Raw genomic sequence first — 16,153 nt, 5'->3', positions numbered from 1 at the left:
GCCAGACATGACCGACATCATCGGCCGCTGCGAAGCCAAGGGCCTGCGCATGACCGACCAGCGCCGCGTGCTGGCCCGCGTCATCGGCGAGGCCGACGACCACCCCGACGTGGAAGAACTGTATGCCCGCGCCAGCGCCGTGGACCCGCGCATCTCGCTGGCGACGGTCTACCGCACGGTCAAGCTGCTGGAAGAGGCGGGAATTCTGGAAAAGCTGGAGTTCGGCGATGGCCGTGCGCGCTATGAAGATGCCGAACGCGACCACCATGACCACCTCATCGACGTGTCCACTGGCGCCGTGATCGAATTTGTCGATCCAGAGATCGAGGCGCTGCAGGAAAAGATTGCCGCCCGGCTGGGTTACCGGCTGATCGGGCACCGGCTTGAACTGCTGGCGGTGCCGTTGAGCAAGGCGGACAAGGCGTGACATCCGCCGAAACCAGCCGCGAAAACACCCGCGCCGCCGCCCTGATGACTGGCTCGATGGCGTTTTTCGCCGTCGAAGACCTGTTCCTGAAACGCGCCGCCGAAGCCTTGCCGCCGGGCGAGGTGCTGATGCTGACCGGCGGGTTCGGCGCGGTGGTGTTCTGGATTCTGGCGGCCTCGCGGCGGCAGGCCATCCTCAGCCTTGACGCGCTGCACGGTGTGCCTTTGCTGCGCAACCTCTCCGAAGCGGCGGCGGCGGTGCTGTATATCGTCGCGCTGGCCTTTGCGCCCCTGTCGATGACCTCGGCGCTGTTGCAGGCATCGCCGCTGGTGGTCACCGCCGGGGCGGCGCTGTTTCTGGGCGAAACCGTGGGCTGGCGACGCTGGGCCTCGATCCTTGCGGGGTTCGCCGGGGTCATGGTCATCCTGTCGCCCTGGGATGCGGCCTTTGACCCGACCGGGCTATTTACCGTGGCCTGCGTGGTGGTGCTGGCGGCGCGCGATCTGGCCACCCGCGCCATGCCCGCGCGGATCGGCACGTTCCAGGTGGCAACCTGGGCCTATCTGGCGCTGGTGCCTGCGGGGGCCGGGCTGATGGCCGTGATGGGCCAGTCCTTCGTGGTGCCGACGCCGGGCCAATGGCTGGGCCTGTCGGGGGCGCTGGTGATGGGGCTTTTCGGCTATTACGCGGTGGTGGCCGCGATGCGGCTGGGCGAGGTTTCGGTGGTCGCCCCCTTCCGCTATACAAGGCTGGTCTTTGCGCTGCTGGTCGCCATGATCTTCCTTGGCGAACGGCCAAGCCTGACCACGCTGATCGGGGCCGCCATCGTCGTGGGATCGGGTCTTTACGCCTTTGCGCGCGAGCGCGCACGGCGGCTGAAAGAGGCCGGCCGGCCCTGATCCGTCACGCTGCTGTCTTCTGCGCCGGTTAGCCTGCAATCCTTGCACCAGCGCCATATGTTGGCGCTAACATGCCTGCGACCCAGCTTGCCCTTTCCCTTGCGTCTTTCAGCCGCTAAACGGGGGGCAACGGACCTTTGGATCGGGAGAGCCCCCATGAGCACGATCATCGACATTCACGCCCGCGAAATCCTCGACAGCCGGGGTAATCCCACCGTCGAGGTGGATGTGGTTCTGGAAAGCGGCGCCATGGGCCGGGCCGCGGTGCCCTCGGGCGCCTCGACCGGCGCACATGAGGCGGTGGAAAAGCGCGACGGCGACAAGGCGCGCTACAAGGGCAAGGGCGTGCTGGCGGCGGTCGAAGCGGTGAACGGCGAGCTGGCCGAAGAGCTGGTCGGCTATGATGCGACCGAACAGGTCGGCATCGACCGCACCATGATCGAGATGGACGGCACGCCGAACAAATCGCGTCTGGGTGCCAATGCCATCCTTGGCATCTCGCTGGCGGTGGCCAAGGCGGCGGCGGAATTCTCGAACCAGCCGCTCTATCGCTATGTCGGCGGCACCTCGGCCCGGGTTCTGCCGGTGCCGATGATGAACATCATCAACGGCGGCGAACATGCCGACAACCCGATCGACATTCAGGAATTCATGATCATGCCGGTGGGTGCGCAAGACATCCGCGAGGCGGTGCGCATGGGGTCCGAAGTGTTCCATACCCTGAAGAAAGAGCTTCAGGCGGCGGGCCACAACACCGGCATCGGCGATGAGGGCGGCTTTGCCCCCAACCTGAACTCTGCCCGCGACGCGCTTGATTTTATTCTGAAATCCATCGAAAAGGCCGGTTACAAACCCGGCGAGGATATCTACCTCGCGCTCGACTGCGCCGCGACCGAATATTTCCGCGGCGGCAAGTATGAGATGAAGGGCGAAGGCAAGTCGCTGACCATCGAACAGAATGTCGATTTCCTTGCATCGCTGGCGGCGGATTACCCGATCATCTCGATCGAAGACGGCTGCTCGGAAGACGATTGGGAGGGATGGAAGCTGCTGACCGACCGTCTGGGCGGCAAGGTGCAACTGGTGGGCGACGACCTTTTCGTAACCAACCCGCGCCGTCTGGCCGAGGGCATCCGCAAGGGCGTTGCAAACTCGATGCTGGTCAAGGTCAACCAGATCGGCACCCTGACCGAAACCCTGCAAGCCGTGGATATGGCCCACCGTGCCCGCTATACCAATGTGATGTCGCATCGCTCGGGCGAGACGGAAGACAGCACGATTGCCGATCTGGCGGTCGCCACCAACTGCGGCCAGATCAAGACCGGCTCGCTGTCGCGGTCGGACCGGCTGGCGAAATATAACCAACTGATCCGCATTGAGGAAATGCTGGGCGAGACGGCGGAATATGCCGGCCGCAGCATCCTGAAGGGCTGACGGAAGGGCCAAGGATTTTCCAAAATCCTTGCAAAATTCTTCGAAGAATTTTGGGGGCGCCTGCGGGCGCCCCTTTCACATCAGCCGGGCCGGACGGAAGGGCGCGAGTTCGGCGGCCTGTTGCCCCGCGATTTCGCCCGCCAGCAACTCGCCCACCAAAGGCGCCAGTGTCACCCCCGAATGCAGCACCGCCAGCCAGCCGCCCTCCAGCCCGGGCAGCGGTCCCAGCGCGGGCAGCCCGTCGCCCGGCACCGGGCGGTCGGCGGCGATCACCTCTTCCGGCTCGATGCCCAAGCCGGGCAGCAGGGCGCGCAGGCGGGCCAAAGTCGCTTCGGCCAGCGCGCCGGGCAGGTCGGCGATCCTCTCGGCGCTGTCGGCCTGATGCGCCGCACTGGCGGGGGCAAGCAGGCGGCCCGCACCATCCTGCCGCAGTTCCTGCCCCGGGCTGGCAAGGATCGGGCCGATGCGGGCGGCCACCGGGCGGCTGCGCAGGATCAGGCCCGGGCGGCCCAGCATAGGGAAGGTCAGGCCCAGCGGGGCCAACAGTTCCGGCGTGGCGGTGCCGGTGCAAAGCACCACCTGATCGGCCATGACCGGCCCCTGATCCGTCATCGCCCCCGCCAGACGCCCGCCCCGGACGATCAGCCGCCGCGCGGCGCAACCGGACCAGAGCCGCGCACCGTGATCCGCCGCCGCCTGCAACAGCCGCCGGGTCAGCGCGGCGGCATCGACGGCGCCTTCGCCGGGAAACCAAAGCGCCGCTTCGGGCGGTGCGGCCAGCGCGGGCACGCGCGCCGCAACCTCGGCCCGGGTCAGGCGGTGCAGCGGATAGCCCAGCGCGGTCAGCGCGCCTGCCGCGCGGTCCAGCGCCGCCCCCTCTTCCTCCCACCACAGGCAGCCGGTCCAGCGGTGGCCGGTCTCTCCCAGTTCTGCCACCATCCGGTGATGCGCCTGCATCGCCCGGTGGCGCAGGTGAAAATGCGCTTCGCAGGCGAAATAGCTGGCATTGATCCAGCCGAAACTGCGGCCCGAGGCGGCCCCGGCGGGCAGGCCCGCATCAAGCACGGTCACGGCATGGCCCGCCCGGGCCAGCCGCCAGGCGAGGGTGGCACCGATCAGCCCGGCGCCAAGGATCAGAATGGTTTGCGCACTTGTCATGGGGGGCGATGCTGCCATTCTGGCGCGGCAAACGGAAGGGGGCCGGATGGACCGGGCAGAAGAGATCATCGCGCGGCTGGACTTGCAGCCGCATCCCGAGGGCGGCTGGTATCGGCAGACCTGGGTCGGCCCCGAGGTTGCGGGCCGGGCCAGCGGCACCGCCATTCTGTTCCTGCTGCGGGCCGGCGAGGTCAGCCACTGGCACCGCGTCGATGCCGATGAAATCTGGCTCTGGCACGCCGGGGCGCCGCTGATCCTGTCGCTGGGTCAGACAGCAGCCCGGCATCACCGCCTTGGCCCCGATGTTCTGGCGGGCGAGGCGCCGCAGATTGTGGTGCCCGCCGGCCATTGGCAGGCCGCGCGGTCGCTGGGCGCCTATACGCTGGTGTCCTGCACCGTCTCGCCGGGGTTCCGGTTTGCCGGGTTTGACCTCGCCCCGCCGGGGTGGTCGCTGCCCGATGCATGACGAACCGGCATTGTTCGGGTCACAACTTTGCATTGGAAAGCGGCGGGGCCAGCGGATAGGCAGGCGGCATGACGCAACCTTCCTCTCCTGACAGCGGCGACAGCCTGAAGGGCTTTGGCTATGCCTTGGCCGCCTATCTGCTTTGGGGCTTTCTGCCCCTTTACATGAAGGCGCTGGCCGATGTGCCGACGCTGGAGGTGCTGGCCCACCGCATCCTGTGGTCGGTGCCGGTGGCGCTGGCGATTCTGGTCTGGCTGGGGCGCACCGACGATCTGCGCGCGGCCCTGCGCAACCCGCGCCTTCTGGGGATGGCGGCGATCACGGCGGCGCTGATCTCGGTCAATTGGGCGATCTATGTCTGGGCGATCCAGACCGGCCATGCGCTTGAGGCGGCGCTGGGCTATTACATCAACCCCTTGTTCAGCGTGTTTCTGGGCGCGGTCCTTTTGGGCGAAAAGCTGCGCCCGGCGCAATGGGCGGCCATCGGGCTGGCCGCCGTGGCGGTGGCCATGCTGACATGGGAGCAGGGGCGCCTGCCTCTCGTCGCCCTGAGCCTGACGCTGACCTGGGGCTTTTATGCCTATTTCAAGAAATCGCTGCCGCTGGGGCCCAATCAGGGCTTTACGCTGGAGGTGATGCTGTTGCTGCCGCTGGCCATAGGCTATTGCGGCTGGCTGGTGGCGACCGGGCAGAGCAGCTTTGGCGGCGGGGCCGGCGTGACGGCGCTCTTGGCGGGCTGCGGCGTGGTGACGGCGGTGCCCCTGATGCTTTATGCCAACGGGGCCAAGCTCTTGCGGCTTTCGACCATCGGGATCATGCAATATATCGCGCCGACGATGATCTTTCTGACGGCGGTCTTCCTGTTCGGAGAGCCGTTCGGCCGCGCCCGGGCGATTGCCTTTCCGATGATCTGGGCGGCGTTGGTTATCTACACCTGGTCACTGATCCGGCAGGCGCGCGCCCGGCATTAACGCCGCGGTTCGCGCAGATGTGGGCGGGTCGGGATTTCCTTGAGCAGCCCGCCCACCCCCATTGCCGCGATGTCGTCATCGCCGACCGCCAGCCCGCAGGCCAGCCGCTCCAGCACCCAATCGGCGCCGTTCAGCGCCGGGCTGCGGGCGCAGCCGGGCAGGCCGATCACCGGGCGCCCGCCTTGGGCGCCAAGGAACAAGAGATTGCCCGGATCAACCGGCATTCCGAACCGCGCCACCGTGCCGCCCGCCGCCCGCACCGCCTGCGGCGCCGTGTCGTAAAGGTCCGAGGTGGCCGAGCCGGTCAGGATCAGCGCGATGTCGCCGGGCAGGCTTTGCAGCGCATCGGCAAGGGCGGCGCTGTCATGCGGCACCACGGCGACCCCGGCCAGACCCATCCCCAAGGCGGAAAGCCGCGCCTCTACCGCGCGGCGGCCCTTGGCGGTCAGCTTTGCCTCCTGCCCGGGCACTTCGGTCAGGATCAGCCCCGCCGTCTGCATCTGCACCGGACGCAGGCGCAAGGCGCCCCGGGCGGCGTCGCAGGCGGCGGCAAGGGCGGCTTCGGGCACGGCATAGGCGATGATCTTGACGGTTCCGGCCAGCGTCCCCGCCGTCACCCGGGTCAGCGGCGCGAGGGTGGCAAGGGTGATGGCCGGATGAATGCGGTTCAGCCGCAGCACCGCTTCGGCATCCACCTCGACCACGCCGGGGCCTTCGGCGTTCAGGTTCACCCGGCCGGTGGCCGCCGGGCCGATCCGCAGCCCCTGCCCCGCCGGATCGGGCACCAGCGCCGCCGCCAGCCGCGCCGCCGCCACATCCTCGGCCAGATCGCCGGGCTCCAGTTGCGCCACGGTGACGTGGTCCACCCCTTCAGCGCGCAACAGCGCCAGATCCTCGGCCCCCAGCAGCGCCCCCTTGCGCAGCCGCCCACCCGCGAGCGGCAGCGAATGCGCCAGAATGGCGCCCAGCGCCCGCTCCAGCGGCACAGCGCCGAAGATCATGCGCCTTTCCTCAGAACCCGGGTCACCTCTGCCATCACCGAAAGCGCGATTTCCGCGGGAGATTTGGCGCCGATATCCAGCCCGACCGGGGCATGGATGCGCGCCAGCTCCGCCTCGGCAAACCCTTCGGCGCGCAGCCGGTCCAGCCGTTTGGCATGGGTGCGGGTCGAGCCGAGGCAGCCGATATAGAAAGCGGGCGAGCGCAGGGCGATCCGCAGCGCCGGATCGTCAAGCTTGGGGTCATGGGTCAGCGTAACCACCGCCATGCGCGGATCGGGCGCCAGCGCCGCCAGCGCCTCATCCGGCCAATCCTCAAGAATGACCTCCCCCGGGAACCGCTCGGCCGAGCCGAAGGCGCCGCGGGGGTCGATCAGCACCGGGTCATAGCCGCAGGCCCGCGCCATCGGCAAGAGCGCCTGCGCGATATGCACCGCCCCCACCACCACCAGCCGCAAGGGCGGGTTGTGCGGCGCGATGAAGCGGCCATCCTCTTCCGGTCCGGCCTTGTCGCTGCGCAGCCGGGCGTCTGCGGCACCGTCCTGCCCGGGCGCCAGCAGCGCACGCGACCAGTCGGTCAGGTTCACGGCATAGGCCACCGGGCGCCGTGCCGCCCGCGCGACGACAAGTTCGGCAAGAAGCGGTTCGGGCATAGCCGCGCCCACAGGCTCCACCAGCACCCGGATGGTGCCGCCGCAAGCCAGCCCCACGGCAAAGGCGGTCTCGTCGCTGACGCCAAAGGTCAGAAGGCGGCTCTGCCCATCGGCCAGCGCCTCACCGGCTTCGGTCACCACCGCGCCCTCGACACAGCCGCCCGAGACCGAGCCCATCATCTGCCCGTCGCCCGACACCACAAGCTGGCTGCCCGGCTGGCGCGGGGCCGACCCCCAGGTTTCCACCACGGTCGCCAGCACGGCCCCCCGGCCCTGCCGGTGCCAGTCCAGCGCGATTTCGGCAATGCGGTCCTGTTCCATGGCTCCCCCCATTCGCAGCCATCCTGCCCGATTGCGGGTGGGCTGACCACTGTCCAAAGGTCGGGCAGACATGACAACGCCCGCAGAGTTTCCTCTGCGGGCGTCTGGTCTGTCAAACGGTCTCAGCCGCCCTTGGCCACCTTCATCAGGGGCGTGATCACCCGCACGGCGACGCGGCGGTTGCGGCGTTCGTCCTTTTGCGTGTCGATCAGCAGTTCCGCCTCACCATAGCCCTGCACCACCATGTTTTCCGGCGGGATGTCGAAATATTCGGTCAGGGCCAGCGCCACCGATTCCGCCCGGCGGTCCGACAGCGCAAGGTTCATCGCAGCATTGCCCACGGCATCGGTGTGGCCTTCGATCAGGAAGACCTCGCCGGGGTTGGCATCCAGCAGATCCTGCATCAGGCTGCCCAGTTCGGCCAGATTCTCTGCCTCGCCGGCCTTGATCGCGGAAGAGCCGCTGTCGAAGGTGATCCGCTCCACGTCGATCGTGGCGGCAAGGGCGCGCACTTCGGGGATTTCGCGGATCTGGCGCAGGGTAAAGCTGCGGCCAGCCTTCTTGGCCTCTTTCGCGGCCAGCGCCGCCTTGAGCGCGGCATTCTCGTCCTTGGCCGAGATGGTCACCCGCTCTTTCTTCGGACGCGGCAGTTTCGAGACGACGACCGGCTCTTCTTCCCAGAAATCGTCGATCAGCACCAGTTCGCGGCCCCGGCTGTCATATTGCGCCCGGCGCAGCACCCGGCCCGAGGCATCGCGGATCGTCACGATCTGCGTGCCGTCGGCGCGTTCGACGATGGTGCGGGTCGAACCGTCGCGGTAGGTTTCGGTCCGCACGGTCGAGCCGGGGCGGCGCAGCGTGGCGTCATCGTCCTTGTAGACCTGATAGGTGCCATCGGGTTTCAGCACCACAATCCGGTCGCCGGTGTTCGAGACCACGCGGCGTTCATCCTTGCGGCCTTCGTTGATGATGGCACCGACCACCAGCGCGCCCAGCGCGACAAGGCCGACCTTTTCAAGGTTCGACAGGCCGGATTTCTTGCCATCGGCCAAGGCCACCGGCGGCGCGGTGAATTCCTGATCCGAGCGGCGGGTGCCGTCTTCACCGACGGTTTCCACCAGAACGCTGCCAAGGGTGCGGACCTCGGGCGTCGGATGGGTGGCGGCGTTCGGGTCGGTCTCGGTCGTGGCCGCGGCCTCGGCGCCGGAAGTCGCCTGATGGGCGTCCGAGCTGGGGGCGGCAAAGGCCGCCGAAGCCTCAAGCGCGGTGGGGTCAAGCGCGCCGGGTTCGGCAAGGATGGTCGAAAGGGTCTCGACCTCGGCCTCGGTCGGAACCGGGGCATCGACCGGGGTGGCCTCTTCGGCGGGGACCGGATCGGCCACGCGCAGGCCGGCGGCCGGATCGGGTTCGACAACGGCCGGATCGGGCAGGGTCAGGGTCGGCTCGGCCACCGGCTCTGCCGGGGTTTCGGCGGCGGTTTCGGCGGTGGTTTCCGTCGTAGCCTGCGCGCCGGCCTCGGGGGTCACTTCCGGCACGACTTCCTCGACGGCAGCCTCCGGGGCGGCTTCGGTCGCCGTTTCGAGGGCGGGCTCCTCGGTGGTCACCTCGGGCGCGGGTTCTTCGGTCGCGGCTTCAGGCGCCGGTTCCTCGGTTACCGCCTCGGGGGCCGGTTCTTCGGTGGTGGCCTCTTCGGGTGCGGCCTCTGCCGCAGCCTTGGCATCGGCTTCGGCCTGTGCGGCGGCAGCCTCTGCCGCGGCTTGCTCGGCGGCGGCTTGTTCGGCGGCGGCGGCCTCAGCCGCAGCCTGATCGGCGGCGGCTTGTTCAGCAGCGGCGGCCTCCGCCGCAGCCTGATCGGCGGCAGCTTGTTCGGCGGCGGCAGCTTCCGCAGCAGCTTGTTCGGCGGCGGCCTGCTCGGCAGCGGCAGCTTCCGCTGCGGCCTGTTCAGCGGCAGCAGCCTCCGCCGCAGCTTGTTCAGCGGCAGCTTGTTCCGCAGCGGCAGCCTCAGCAGCGGCTTGTTCTGCCGCAGCAGCCTCCGCAGCGGCGGCCTCTTCGGCGGCGCGCATCGCATCTTCGATCGCCATCGCCTGATCGTGGTAATCGGCCGGATCGCAAGCCGCCTCGGCGGTGGGGGTGCAAAGCACGGTGCCGTCTGCCGCAACCACGCTGCCGTCGCCGGTCAGGGTCTGGGCCAGAAGCGGCCAGGGCTGCACGCCAGAGAAAGCCAGCGACAATGCCGCCGTCGAAGTGAGAAGTTTACGCATCGAAATTCCTTTCCGGTTCCCGACAGGCCCCGCCGATTCCATGACATGCAAAATGCACGGGGCTTCGGCGCAAGGTAAAGAACCGATCGGCCCTGTTATGCCATATCAGCGGCTAAACTCCGATTGATCCGGCCCGGTTATCGCCCATCAACCGCATCAGCCGGGCTTTTTCGCCGCCATCGCCGGGGTCGGAGATCACCCGCCCCAACCCTTCGAGCGAGGCAACGGAATGGCCGGCGCGGAAACTGTCCACATGGGGCAAGAGCGCGCGGATTCCCGCCGCCCGGGGCGCAAACCCGTCCCAACGCAGCAAGGGGTTGATCCAGACCAGCCGCCGCGCCGACAGGTGCAGCCGCTCGGCCTCGCGCGCCAGAAGCGCCGCATCGTCACGGTCCAGCCCGTCGGTGATCAGCAGCACGACGGCGCCCTGCCCCAGCACCCGGCGCGACCAGTCGCGGTTGAAAGCGTGCAGGCAGGCGCCGATCCGCGTGCCGCCGGACCAGTCCTGCGCCTCTGCCCCCGCCGCTTTCAGCGCAAGGTCCACGTCACGCGCCCGCAGATGCCGGGTGATGTTGGTCAGCCGTGTGCCGAAGGTAAAGGCATGGACCCGCGCCCAGCCCTGCCCCTTGCGGTTGGCCACGGCATGGATGAAATGCAGCACCATGCGGGAATACTGGCTCATGCTGCCGGAAATGTCGCAGATCACCACCAGATTGGGCCAGCGCTGCCGCCGTTTGAGGTGTTTGAGCGTCAGCATCTCGCCGCCCGACCGCAGCGCCGCGCGCATCGAGCCGCGCGCGTCGATCAGCCGCCCCTGCGCGGTGGCGGCCAGCCGCCGCGTGGTCAGCGGCGCCACCGGCAGCGTAAGCCGCGCCAGCATCCGCTTCGCCTCGGCCATCTCGGCCACCGACATCAGCTCAAAGTCCAGCGTCTTCAGCCGCTCTTCGGCGCTGGCGGTGGCGGTGGCATCAATCTCGATCTGCGCGTCGTCTTGCTCCATCCCTTCGGGCAAGGGCGGCGGTTCCGGCCCGGCCCCGTCCAGCAAAGCCTCCGCCGCGCGTTTCTCGGCGGCATCGGCGGCGCGTTCGGGCTGGCTGCCGCGGACCTGCGGCAGCAGGAAAGACATCATCTGCTCCAGAAACTGCGGATCGCGCCAGTAAAGCCGGAACACCTGCCGGAACACCGCCCGCTCTTCGGGACGCGAGACGAAGACGGCGTGCAGCGTCCAGTAGAAATCCTCGCGTTCGGTGAAGCCCGCCAACTCTACCGCCCGCACCGCCTCGATCACCCGGCCCGGCCCGATGGGCAGCCCGGCGCGGCGCAGGGCGCGGGCGAAATGGGTGATGTTGCGGGCAAGCTTGCCCTCGGCAGGCAGGTCGGCCACCGTCATGTCAGCGCGGCGACCCGGGCCAGATTCTGCGCATGGACCGCCTCATAGGGCGCGAACCAGCGCAGGGTGCCATTGTCCAGATGCGGCGCCATGGCTTCGGCCATCGTCAGACCCGGATCACCGCCCGAAGCTTGCAGGCGGCGGATGTAGTCGGCGGTGGCTGTCAGCAGGCCGGGGCCATAGCCGCCTGCGGCAATCACCTCGGGGCTGCCATGGTTGGGCAGCATCCGCCCAGTCCCCAGCGCCGCCAGCCGGGCGAGGTCGGCCAGATGGGCCGCGAACCCCTCCGGTTCGCTGACCCATGTCACGCAATCCTCCACCGTGTCGCCCGCCAGCAGCACCCGCCGCTCCGGCAGCCAGATCACCGTGGCATCGTCGCTGTGGATATTCGCCGTCAGCAATTCCACCCGCGCGCCGCCCAGCTCCAGCACCAGCCGCCCGTCAAAGATCCGCTCCGGCAGGATCAGCGGGCAGATCGCCGGCGCACCGTGAAAGCTGCCATCCTCGATCCCGGCCTTATGGGCCTGCAAATGGGCAAGGGTGCGCGGATTGGCGATGATCTCGCAATCGGCAAAGGCTTCGGTCCCCGCCACATGGTCCAGATGCCAATGCGACAGCACCACCGTCATGTGCCGCACCCCCCGCCGCTCCAGCTCGGCCCGGATGGCGCGGCCATGGGCGGGGCTGACATGGGTGTCATAGACGATTCCCCGGTCCCCCGCCGTCAGCGCATAAGAGGCGATGCCCAGCGACAGCGCCCCGTCATCCACCCAATTCTCCCCTTCGGCAAAACGAAGGCCGTCCCGCCCCTGCCAAAAGGCCAGAATCCCCGGCTGCACCTCAAGAACGGTCAGCCCCGGGGTCATGCCGCCAGCCCCTTGCGGACCTCGTCCAGCAGGCGGCCCGCCTCATGGCCCGAGATCTTCTGGATATCGTCCTGATATTTCAGAAGCGCCCCCAAAGTATCGGCAATCACCTCGGGCGAGAGGGTGACCACATCCAGCGCCAGCAGGCATTTCGCCCAGTCGATGGTTTCTGCCACGCCCGGCTTCTTGAACAGATCCTCGCCGCGCAGCCGCTGCACGAAGGCCACCACCTGCCGCGACAATTCCGCCGCCGCCTGCGGCACCCTCGCGTTCAGGATCTCCAGCTCGCGCTCATAGCCCGGATAATCCACCCAATGATACAGACACCGCCGCTTGAGCGCGTCATGCACCTCGCGCGTGCGGTTCGACGTCAGGATCACGATGGGCGGCTCGGGCGCGCGAATGGTGCCAAGCTCGGGAATGGTCACCTGAAACTCGGAAAGCGCCTCCAGCAGAAACGCCTCAAAGGGTTCATCCGTGCGGTCCAGCTCGTCGATCAGCAGAACCGGCGCCCCGCCCGGCTGCGGTCGCATCGCGGCCAGCAGGGGCCGCTCAATCAGATAGTCCTCGGTGAAAAGACTCGCCCGCCCCTCCGCCATGCCTGCCGCCTCGCCGGCACGGATGGCAATCATCTGCGCGGCAAAATTCCATTCCGCCACCGCGCTCGCCGCATCCAGCCCCTCATGGCATTGCAGCCGGATCAGGCGGCGGCCCAAAGCCTGCGCCAGAACCTTGGCGATCTCGGTCTTGCCCACCCCGGCCTCGCCCTCAAGAAACAGCGGCTTGCCCAGACGCAGCGCCAGAAACACCACGCAAGCCAGCGAGCGCGCCGCCACATAGCCTTCACGCGCCAGAAGCGCCTCGACGGCGTCGATCGTATCGGGAAGAACTGTCACGGCGGGGCCTCCTCCTCAGGCTGCGCCATGCTGGCCGCGCCGCAGCGCAGGGTCAATCCCGGCCGCGCCCTCTGCGACCTAAGCAGCATGACCCGGCATTTGCACCTTGCCAAATACTCCCGCCGGAGGCATCGGCCAGAGGCCCCGCCCCACCCCGTGCACACCATCCGGCGCCCTGCCGCGACCGCACGCATAGGTAGAAGCGCCTTCCTTAAACCTGTCTTTTTCTGCAATGCGCCGCCGCATTTTCGCCAGAGAGTCGATCCGCAATCCAAAAAATTCATATCAAAGTTGTGCCATTTCGGGATTTTCTGAAACAATCCAGCCGGACTGTCCGCAGCGCGGGACACTTTTGCGACACAATTTCGCTTGTCCGACTCTGCGGCTGCGACGAAACTAACAGACAGTTCCCGCCCGCCCCTCCTGACGTTTTTGTGCCAAAGGTTGCCTGATGTCCGATCATGATGCGCCGGTCCAGACCCGGACCGATCCCGCCTTTCTGGCATCCCAAGCAACCGATCGCCGCACCTGGATCGCCGCACTTGAGGCGATGACGGCCGAGGAAGGCTATGTCGAACCGCTGGGGCCCGACCATTACGCCTTTTTCACCGATGCCGGCACCACCCTGCTGGTCAGTTTTGAAACCATCGGTTCCGCCCGCGCCCGCCCCGGCCAGATGCCGCTGGGCCAACCCCTTGCGCAGGCGCAGGGCTGGTCGCATCTGTCGCTTCTCGCCGAGGGGGAGACATGGTTCCGCGACCCGGCGGTCTATGCCTTTTTCGACCGGCTGGTCGATGAGGCTTTCTTTGAGGATTTCGACCGCGTGCTGTTTTACGGCGCCGGCATGGGCGCCCATGCCGCCTGCGCCTTTGCCGTCACCGCCCCCGGTGCGCAGGTTCTGGCGATCAGCCCCTGCGCCACGCTCGACCCGGCACAGGCGGGTTGGGACAAGCGGCACCGCAGCGCGCGGCGACTCGATTTCACCTCACGCTATGGCTATGCGCCCGAGATGACCGAAGGCGCGGGGCATGTGGTGCTGATCCACGACCCCATGGTCAGCGAAGAGGCGATGCACGCCGCCCTGTTCCGCGCGCCTTGGGTGACCGTTCTCAAGGCGCCGCTGATGGGCGGGCGGATCGAATGGGCGCTGGCCCATATGGGGGTGCTGCCCGAACTGGTCGATCTGGCGATGCAGGGCAAGCTGGGCCGGTTCAGCTTTGCCCGCCTCTGGCGCCGCCGCCGCGATTTCGCGCCCTATCTGCAGGCCATTCTTGACCGGGCCGAAGATAAGGGGCGGCGCGGCCTTGCGATTTCGGTCTGCCGGTCGGTCACCCGGCGGCTGCGCGCCCCGCGTTTTGCCCGGCGGCTGGAGAAACTGCTGCGCAAGGCTGAAGACGGGGTTCAGGCCGGGGCTCCGGTCGGGCAGCAAAGCCTCTGAGCAGGCGTCAGAACCCTTCCACCAGATAAAGCAGATCCTGCGTGCGCTGCCGCGTCAGCGTGGCAAGGCAGCCGTAAACCACCAAGGGTTCGGCGCTGCCGCCATGCATCATCCAGCCTTCGCTGGCGCAGGCGGCATCCCGATAGGGCAGCCAGGCCCGCTGCGCCGCCAAAAGCGCCGCTTCGGCCCCCTGATCCCCGGCAGGCAGATCGGCGTCCAGCGCCTTCATCGCGGCACGGGCCTGTTTGTAGGCGTCATTCAGCGCGGCATCCGCTTCGAGATAATCCTGCTCGGCGCAGAAATTCATCTCCTGCTGGGCCATCGCATTGGTGCAATCCACCTCCTGCGCGCCTGCCGGCAAGGCCAGAAACAGCAACACGACCGCTGCCCGCATAGCTCATTCCCCCATCAGGCGGCGGGCATTGGCGCGGGTGCGGTCGCGCAGGGGGGCAATGGCGGCCAGCGCCACCTCGCCCGCCGTGGCGCCGCCCATACCGGCCCAAAGCGCCGCGGCGGCCGAGGCATGACCCGCCTCGACCTTTTCGGCCACCATGATCAAGCCTTCATCCTGATCGACCGGCCAAAGTCCGGCCAGCCCCGCCAGCCGCAGGGCGATGACCACCTGCGCCTCGGCCAGCATCAGCCCGGCCTCCATCGCGGGCAGGAACATGTCCTGCATGTCGGGAATGCGCATCAATTTCTCCGTCCTGTTCCGGGCCTGTCCGGTGCCTGTTCAGGGCCAAGCTTACGCAGGTCGTCGCGGCGGGCGCCAGTGCGACCATTGCAGCAAACAAACTTTGCGTCCCCGCGAGGATTCCGCGCCATCCCCCGCCTGCCATCTGGAAAAGCGGGCAAAGCTGCGCTAGGGGCTGGGCATGACCCAGCAAATCACCCTCCGCCGCCCCGATGACTGGCACCTGCACCTGCGCGACGGCGCGATGCTGCAAGGGGTGTTGCCGGAAACGGCCCGCCACTTCGCCCGCGCCATCATCATGCCCAATCTGGTGCCGCCGGTCGTCACCGGCGCGCAAGCCGCCGCCTACCGCGACCGCATCCTGGCCGCCCTGCCCGAAGGCGCCCGGTTCGAGCCGCTGATGACGCTTTACCTGACCGAGGGGACCGACCCCGCCGATGTCGCCGCCGCCGCTGCCAGCGGTCTGGTCAAGGCGGTCAAGCTTTACCCGGCGGGCGCCACCACCAACAGCCACGGCGGCGTGCGCGATCTGGACCGCGTGATGCCCGTTCTGGAGAAAATGGCCGAAATCGGCCTGCCGCTCTGCACCCATGGCGAGGTGGTCACCCCCGAGGTTGATATCTTCGACCGCGAGGCGGTCTTCATCGACACCGTGCTGGACCCGCTCCGCCGCCGCCTGCCGGACTTGCGCGTGGTGATGGAACATATCACCACCGAAGAGGGCGTTGCCTATGCCGCCGCCGGTGGCGCCAATCTGGCCGCGACGATCACCACCCATCACCTGATCATCAACCGCAACCATATCCTCGTCGGCGGGATCAAGCCGCATTACTACTGCCTGCCGGTGGCCAAGCGGGAAAAGCACCGCCTTGCGCTGCGCCGCGCCGCCACCTCGGGCCACCCGGCCTATTTCCTTGGCACCGATTCCGCGCCGCATGTCGATGCGCTCAAGGAACATGCCTGCGGCTGCGCCGGTTGCTTTACCGCCACCAACACCCTGCCCCTTCTGGCACATGTGTTCGAGGAAGAAGGCGCGCTTGACCGGCTGGAAGCCTTTGCCAGCCTCAACGGCCCGGCCTTCTACCGGCTGCCCGCGAATGAAACCCGTCTGCGGCTGGTCAAGCATGAACAGCCGCAAAGCTTTCCCGAAAAGATCTTCACCGAGGCGGGGCCCGTCACCGTCTTCAACCCCGGCTTCCCGGTGCATTGGCATGTGGAAAGCTGATTTCATCTTGGCAAAAATATCCCCCGCGGAGCGTCCGGCATCCGCCGCAGAAGCCT

Annotated in this window: 16 protein-coding genes; 7 read left to right on the top strand and 9 right to left on the bottom strand. The window is 67.9% G+C overall.

What is annotated here, in order from left to right; genetic code table 11:
- The first annotated feature begins 7 nt into the window (after positions 1-7).
- The 3 genes from HS053_RS04800 (at position 8) to eno (ending at position 2,760) form a co-directional block, all read left to right on the top strand.
- Positions 8-427 carry a Fur family transcriptional regulator gene (locus HS053_RS04800; RefSeq protein ID WP_174210061.1) on the top strand — a complete coding sequence of 140 codons (420 nt, stop codon included), beginning with the start codon at positions 8-10 and terminating at the stop codon, positions 425-427.
- Complete coding sequence (locus tag HS053_RS04795) at positions 424-1,326, top strand: DMT family transporter (protein WP_347233292.1); 903 nt, start codon at positions 424-426, stop codon at positions 1,324-1,326. Before HS053_RS04800 ends, HS053_RS04795 begins: the two co-directional genes overlap by 4 nt.
- A gap of 156 nt (positions 1,327-1,482) precedes the next feature.
- Positions 1,483-2,760 (top strand): phosphopyruvate hydratase, encoded by a 1,278-nt coding sequence (eno, locus tag HS053_RS04790; RefSeq protein ID WP_174210060.1) that lies wholly within the window; start codon positions 1,483-1,485, stop codon positions 2,758-2,760.
- A gap of 75 nt (positions 2,761-2,835) precedes the next feature.
- Here eno and HS053_RS04785 read toward each other — a convergent pair whose 3' ends face one another.
- A complete protein-coding gene (locus HS053_RS04785) occupies positions 2,836-3,918 on the bottom strand; it encodes an NAD(P)/FAD-dependent oxidoreductase (protein WP_174210059.1) in 1,083 nt (360 codons plus the stop codon).
- Positions 3,919-3,964: 46 nt separating this feature from the next.
- Here HS053_RS04785 and HS053_RS04780 point away from each other — a divergent pair, with 46 nt between their 5' ends.
- Complete coding sequence (locus HS053_RS04780; protein ID WP_174210093.1) at positions 3,965-4,384, top strand: cupin domain-containing protein; 420 nt, start codon at positions 3,965-3,967, stop codon at positions 4,382-4,384.
- 68 nt (positions 4,385-4,452) lie between these two features.
- Complete coding sequence (gene rarD / locus HS053_RS04775) at positions 4,453-5,355, top strand: EamA family transporter RarD (protein ID WP_174210058.1); 903 nt, start codon at positions 4,453-4,455, stop codon at positions 5,353-5,355.
- Here rarD and HS053_RS04770 read toward each other — a convergent pair.
- The 6 genes from HS053_RS04770 to HS053_RS04745 form a co-directional block, all read right to left on the bottom strand.
- On the bottom strand, positions 5,352-6,356 hold the full coding sequence (locus HS053_RS04770; RefSeq protein ID WP_174210057.1) for a molybdopterin-binding protein: 1,005 nt from the start codon (positions 6,354-6,356) through the stop codon (positions 5,352-5,354). The genes rarD and HS053_RS04770 overlap by 4 nt on opposite strands.
- Complete coding sequence (locus HS053_RS04765; RefSeq protein ID WP_174210056.1) at positions 6,353-7,327, bottom strand: XdhC family protein; 975 nt, start codon at positions 7,325-7,327, stop codon at positions 6,353-6,355. Before HS053_RS04765 ends, HS053_RS04770 begins: the two co-directional genes overlap by 4 nt.
- Before the next feature lie 122 nt (positions 7,328-7,449).
- Positions 7,450-9,588, bottom strand: coding sequence for an OmpA family protein (locus tag HS053_RS04760; protein WP_174210055.1), 2,139 nt, complete (start codon positions 9,586-9,588; stop codon positions 7,450-7,452).
- Between the two features lie 112 nt (positions 9,589-9,700).
- On the bottom strand, positions 9,701-10,978 hold the full coding sequence (locus HS053_RS04755; protein WP_174210054.1) for a vWA domain-containing protein: 1,278 nt from the start codon (positions 10,976-10,978) through the stop codon (positions 9,701-9,703).
- Positions 10,975-11,844 (bottom strand): MBL fold metallo-hydrolase, encoded by an 870-nt coding sequence (locus HS053_RS04750; RefSeq protein WP_174210053.1) that lies wholly within the window; start codon positions 11,842-11,844, stop codon positions 10,975-10,977. Before HS053_RS04750 ends, HS053_RS04755 begins: the two co-directional genes overlap by 4 nt.
- The gene (locus HS053_RS04745; RefSeq protein ID WP_174210052.1) at positions 11,841-12,740 is read right to left on the bottom strand and encodes an AAA family ATPase; all 900 of its coding nucleotides are present in this window, start codon (positions 12,738-12,740) and stop codon (positions 11,841-11,843) included. Before HS053_RS04745 ends, HS053_RS04750 begins: the two co-directional genes overlap by 4 nt.
- 451 nt (positions 12,741-13,191) lie before the next feature.
- On the opposite strand from HS053_RS04745, the gene HS053_RS04740 reads away from it, so the two are divergent.
- Positions 13,192-14,178, top strand: a complete 987-nt coding sequence (locus HS053_RS04740) for a phosphoadenosine phosphosulfate reductase (protein ID WP_174210051.1) — start codon at positions 13,192-13,194, stop codon at positions 14,176-14,178.
- A gap of 7 nt (positions 14,179-14,185) precedes the next feature.
- Here HS053_RS04740 and HS053_RS04735 read toward each other — a convergent pair whose 3' ends face one another.
- Together HS053_RS04735 and HS053_RS04730 are read right to left on the bottom strand one after the other, a co-directional pair.
- Positions 14,186-14,572, bottom strand: a complete 387-nt coding sequence (locus HS053_RS04735) for a lysozyme inhibitor LprI family protein (protein WP_174210050.1) — start codon at positions 14,570-14,572, stop codon at positions 14,186-14,188.
- Between the two features lie 3 nt (positions 14,573-14,575).
- Positions 14,576-14,872 carry an antifreeze protein gene (locus tag HS053_RS04730; protein ID WP_174210049.1) on the bottom strand — a complete coding sequence of 99 codons (297 nt, stop codon included), beginning with the start codon at positions 14,870-14,872 and terminating at the stop codon, positions 14,576-14,578.
- 181 nt (positions 14,873-15,053) lie between these two features.
- On the opposite strand from HS053_RS04730, the gene pyrC reads away from it, so the two are divergent.
- Complete coding sequence (gene pyrC, locus HS053_RS04725; RefSeq protein WP_174210048.1) at positions 15,054-16,097, top strand: dihydroorotase; 1,044 nt, start codon at positions 15,054-15,056, stop codon at positions 16,095-16,097.
- The last annotated feature ends 56 nt before the right edge of the window (positions 16,098-16,153 follow it).

It is taken from the genome of Tabrizicola fusiformis, from assembly GCF_013328815.1.
Taxonomy (GTDB): domain Bacteria; phylum Pseudomonadota; class Alphaproteobacteria; order Rhodobacterales; family Rhodobacteraceae; genus Fuscibacter.
The sequence above is the reverse complement of the archived record's forward strand: the minus strand, read 5'-3'. Positions and strand labels throughout refer to the sequence as shown.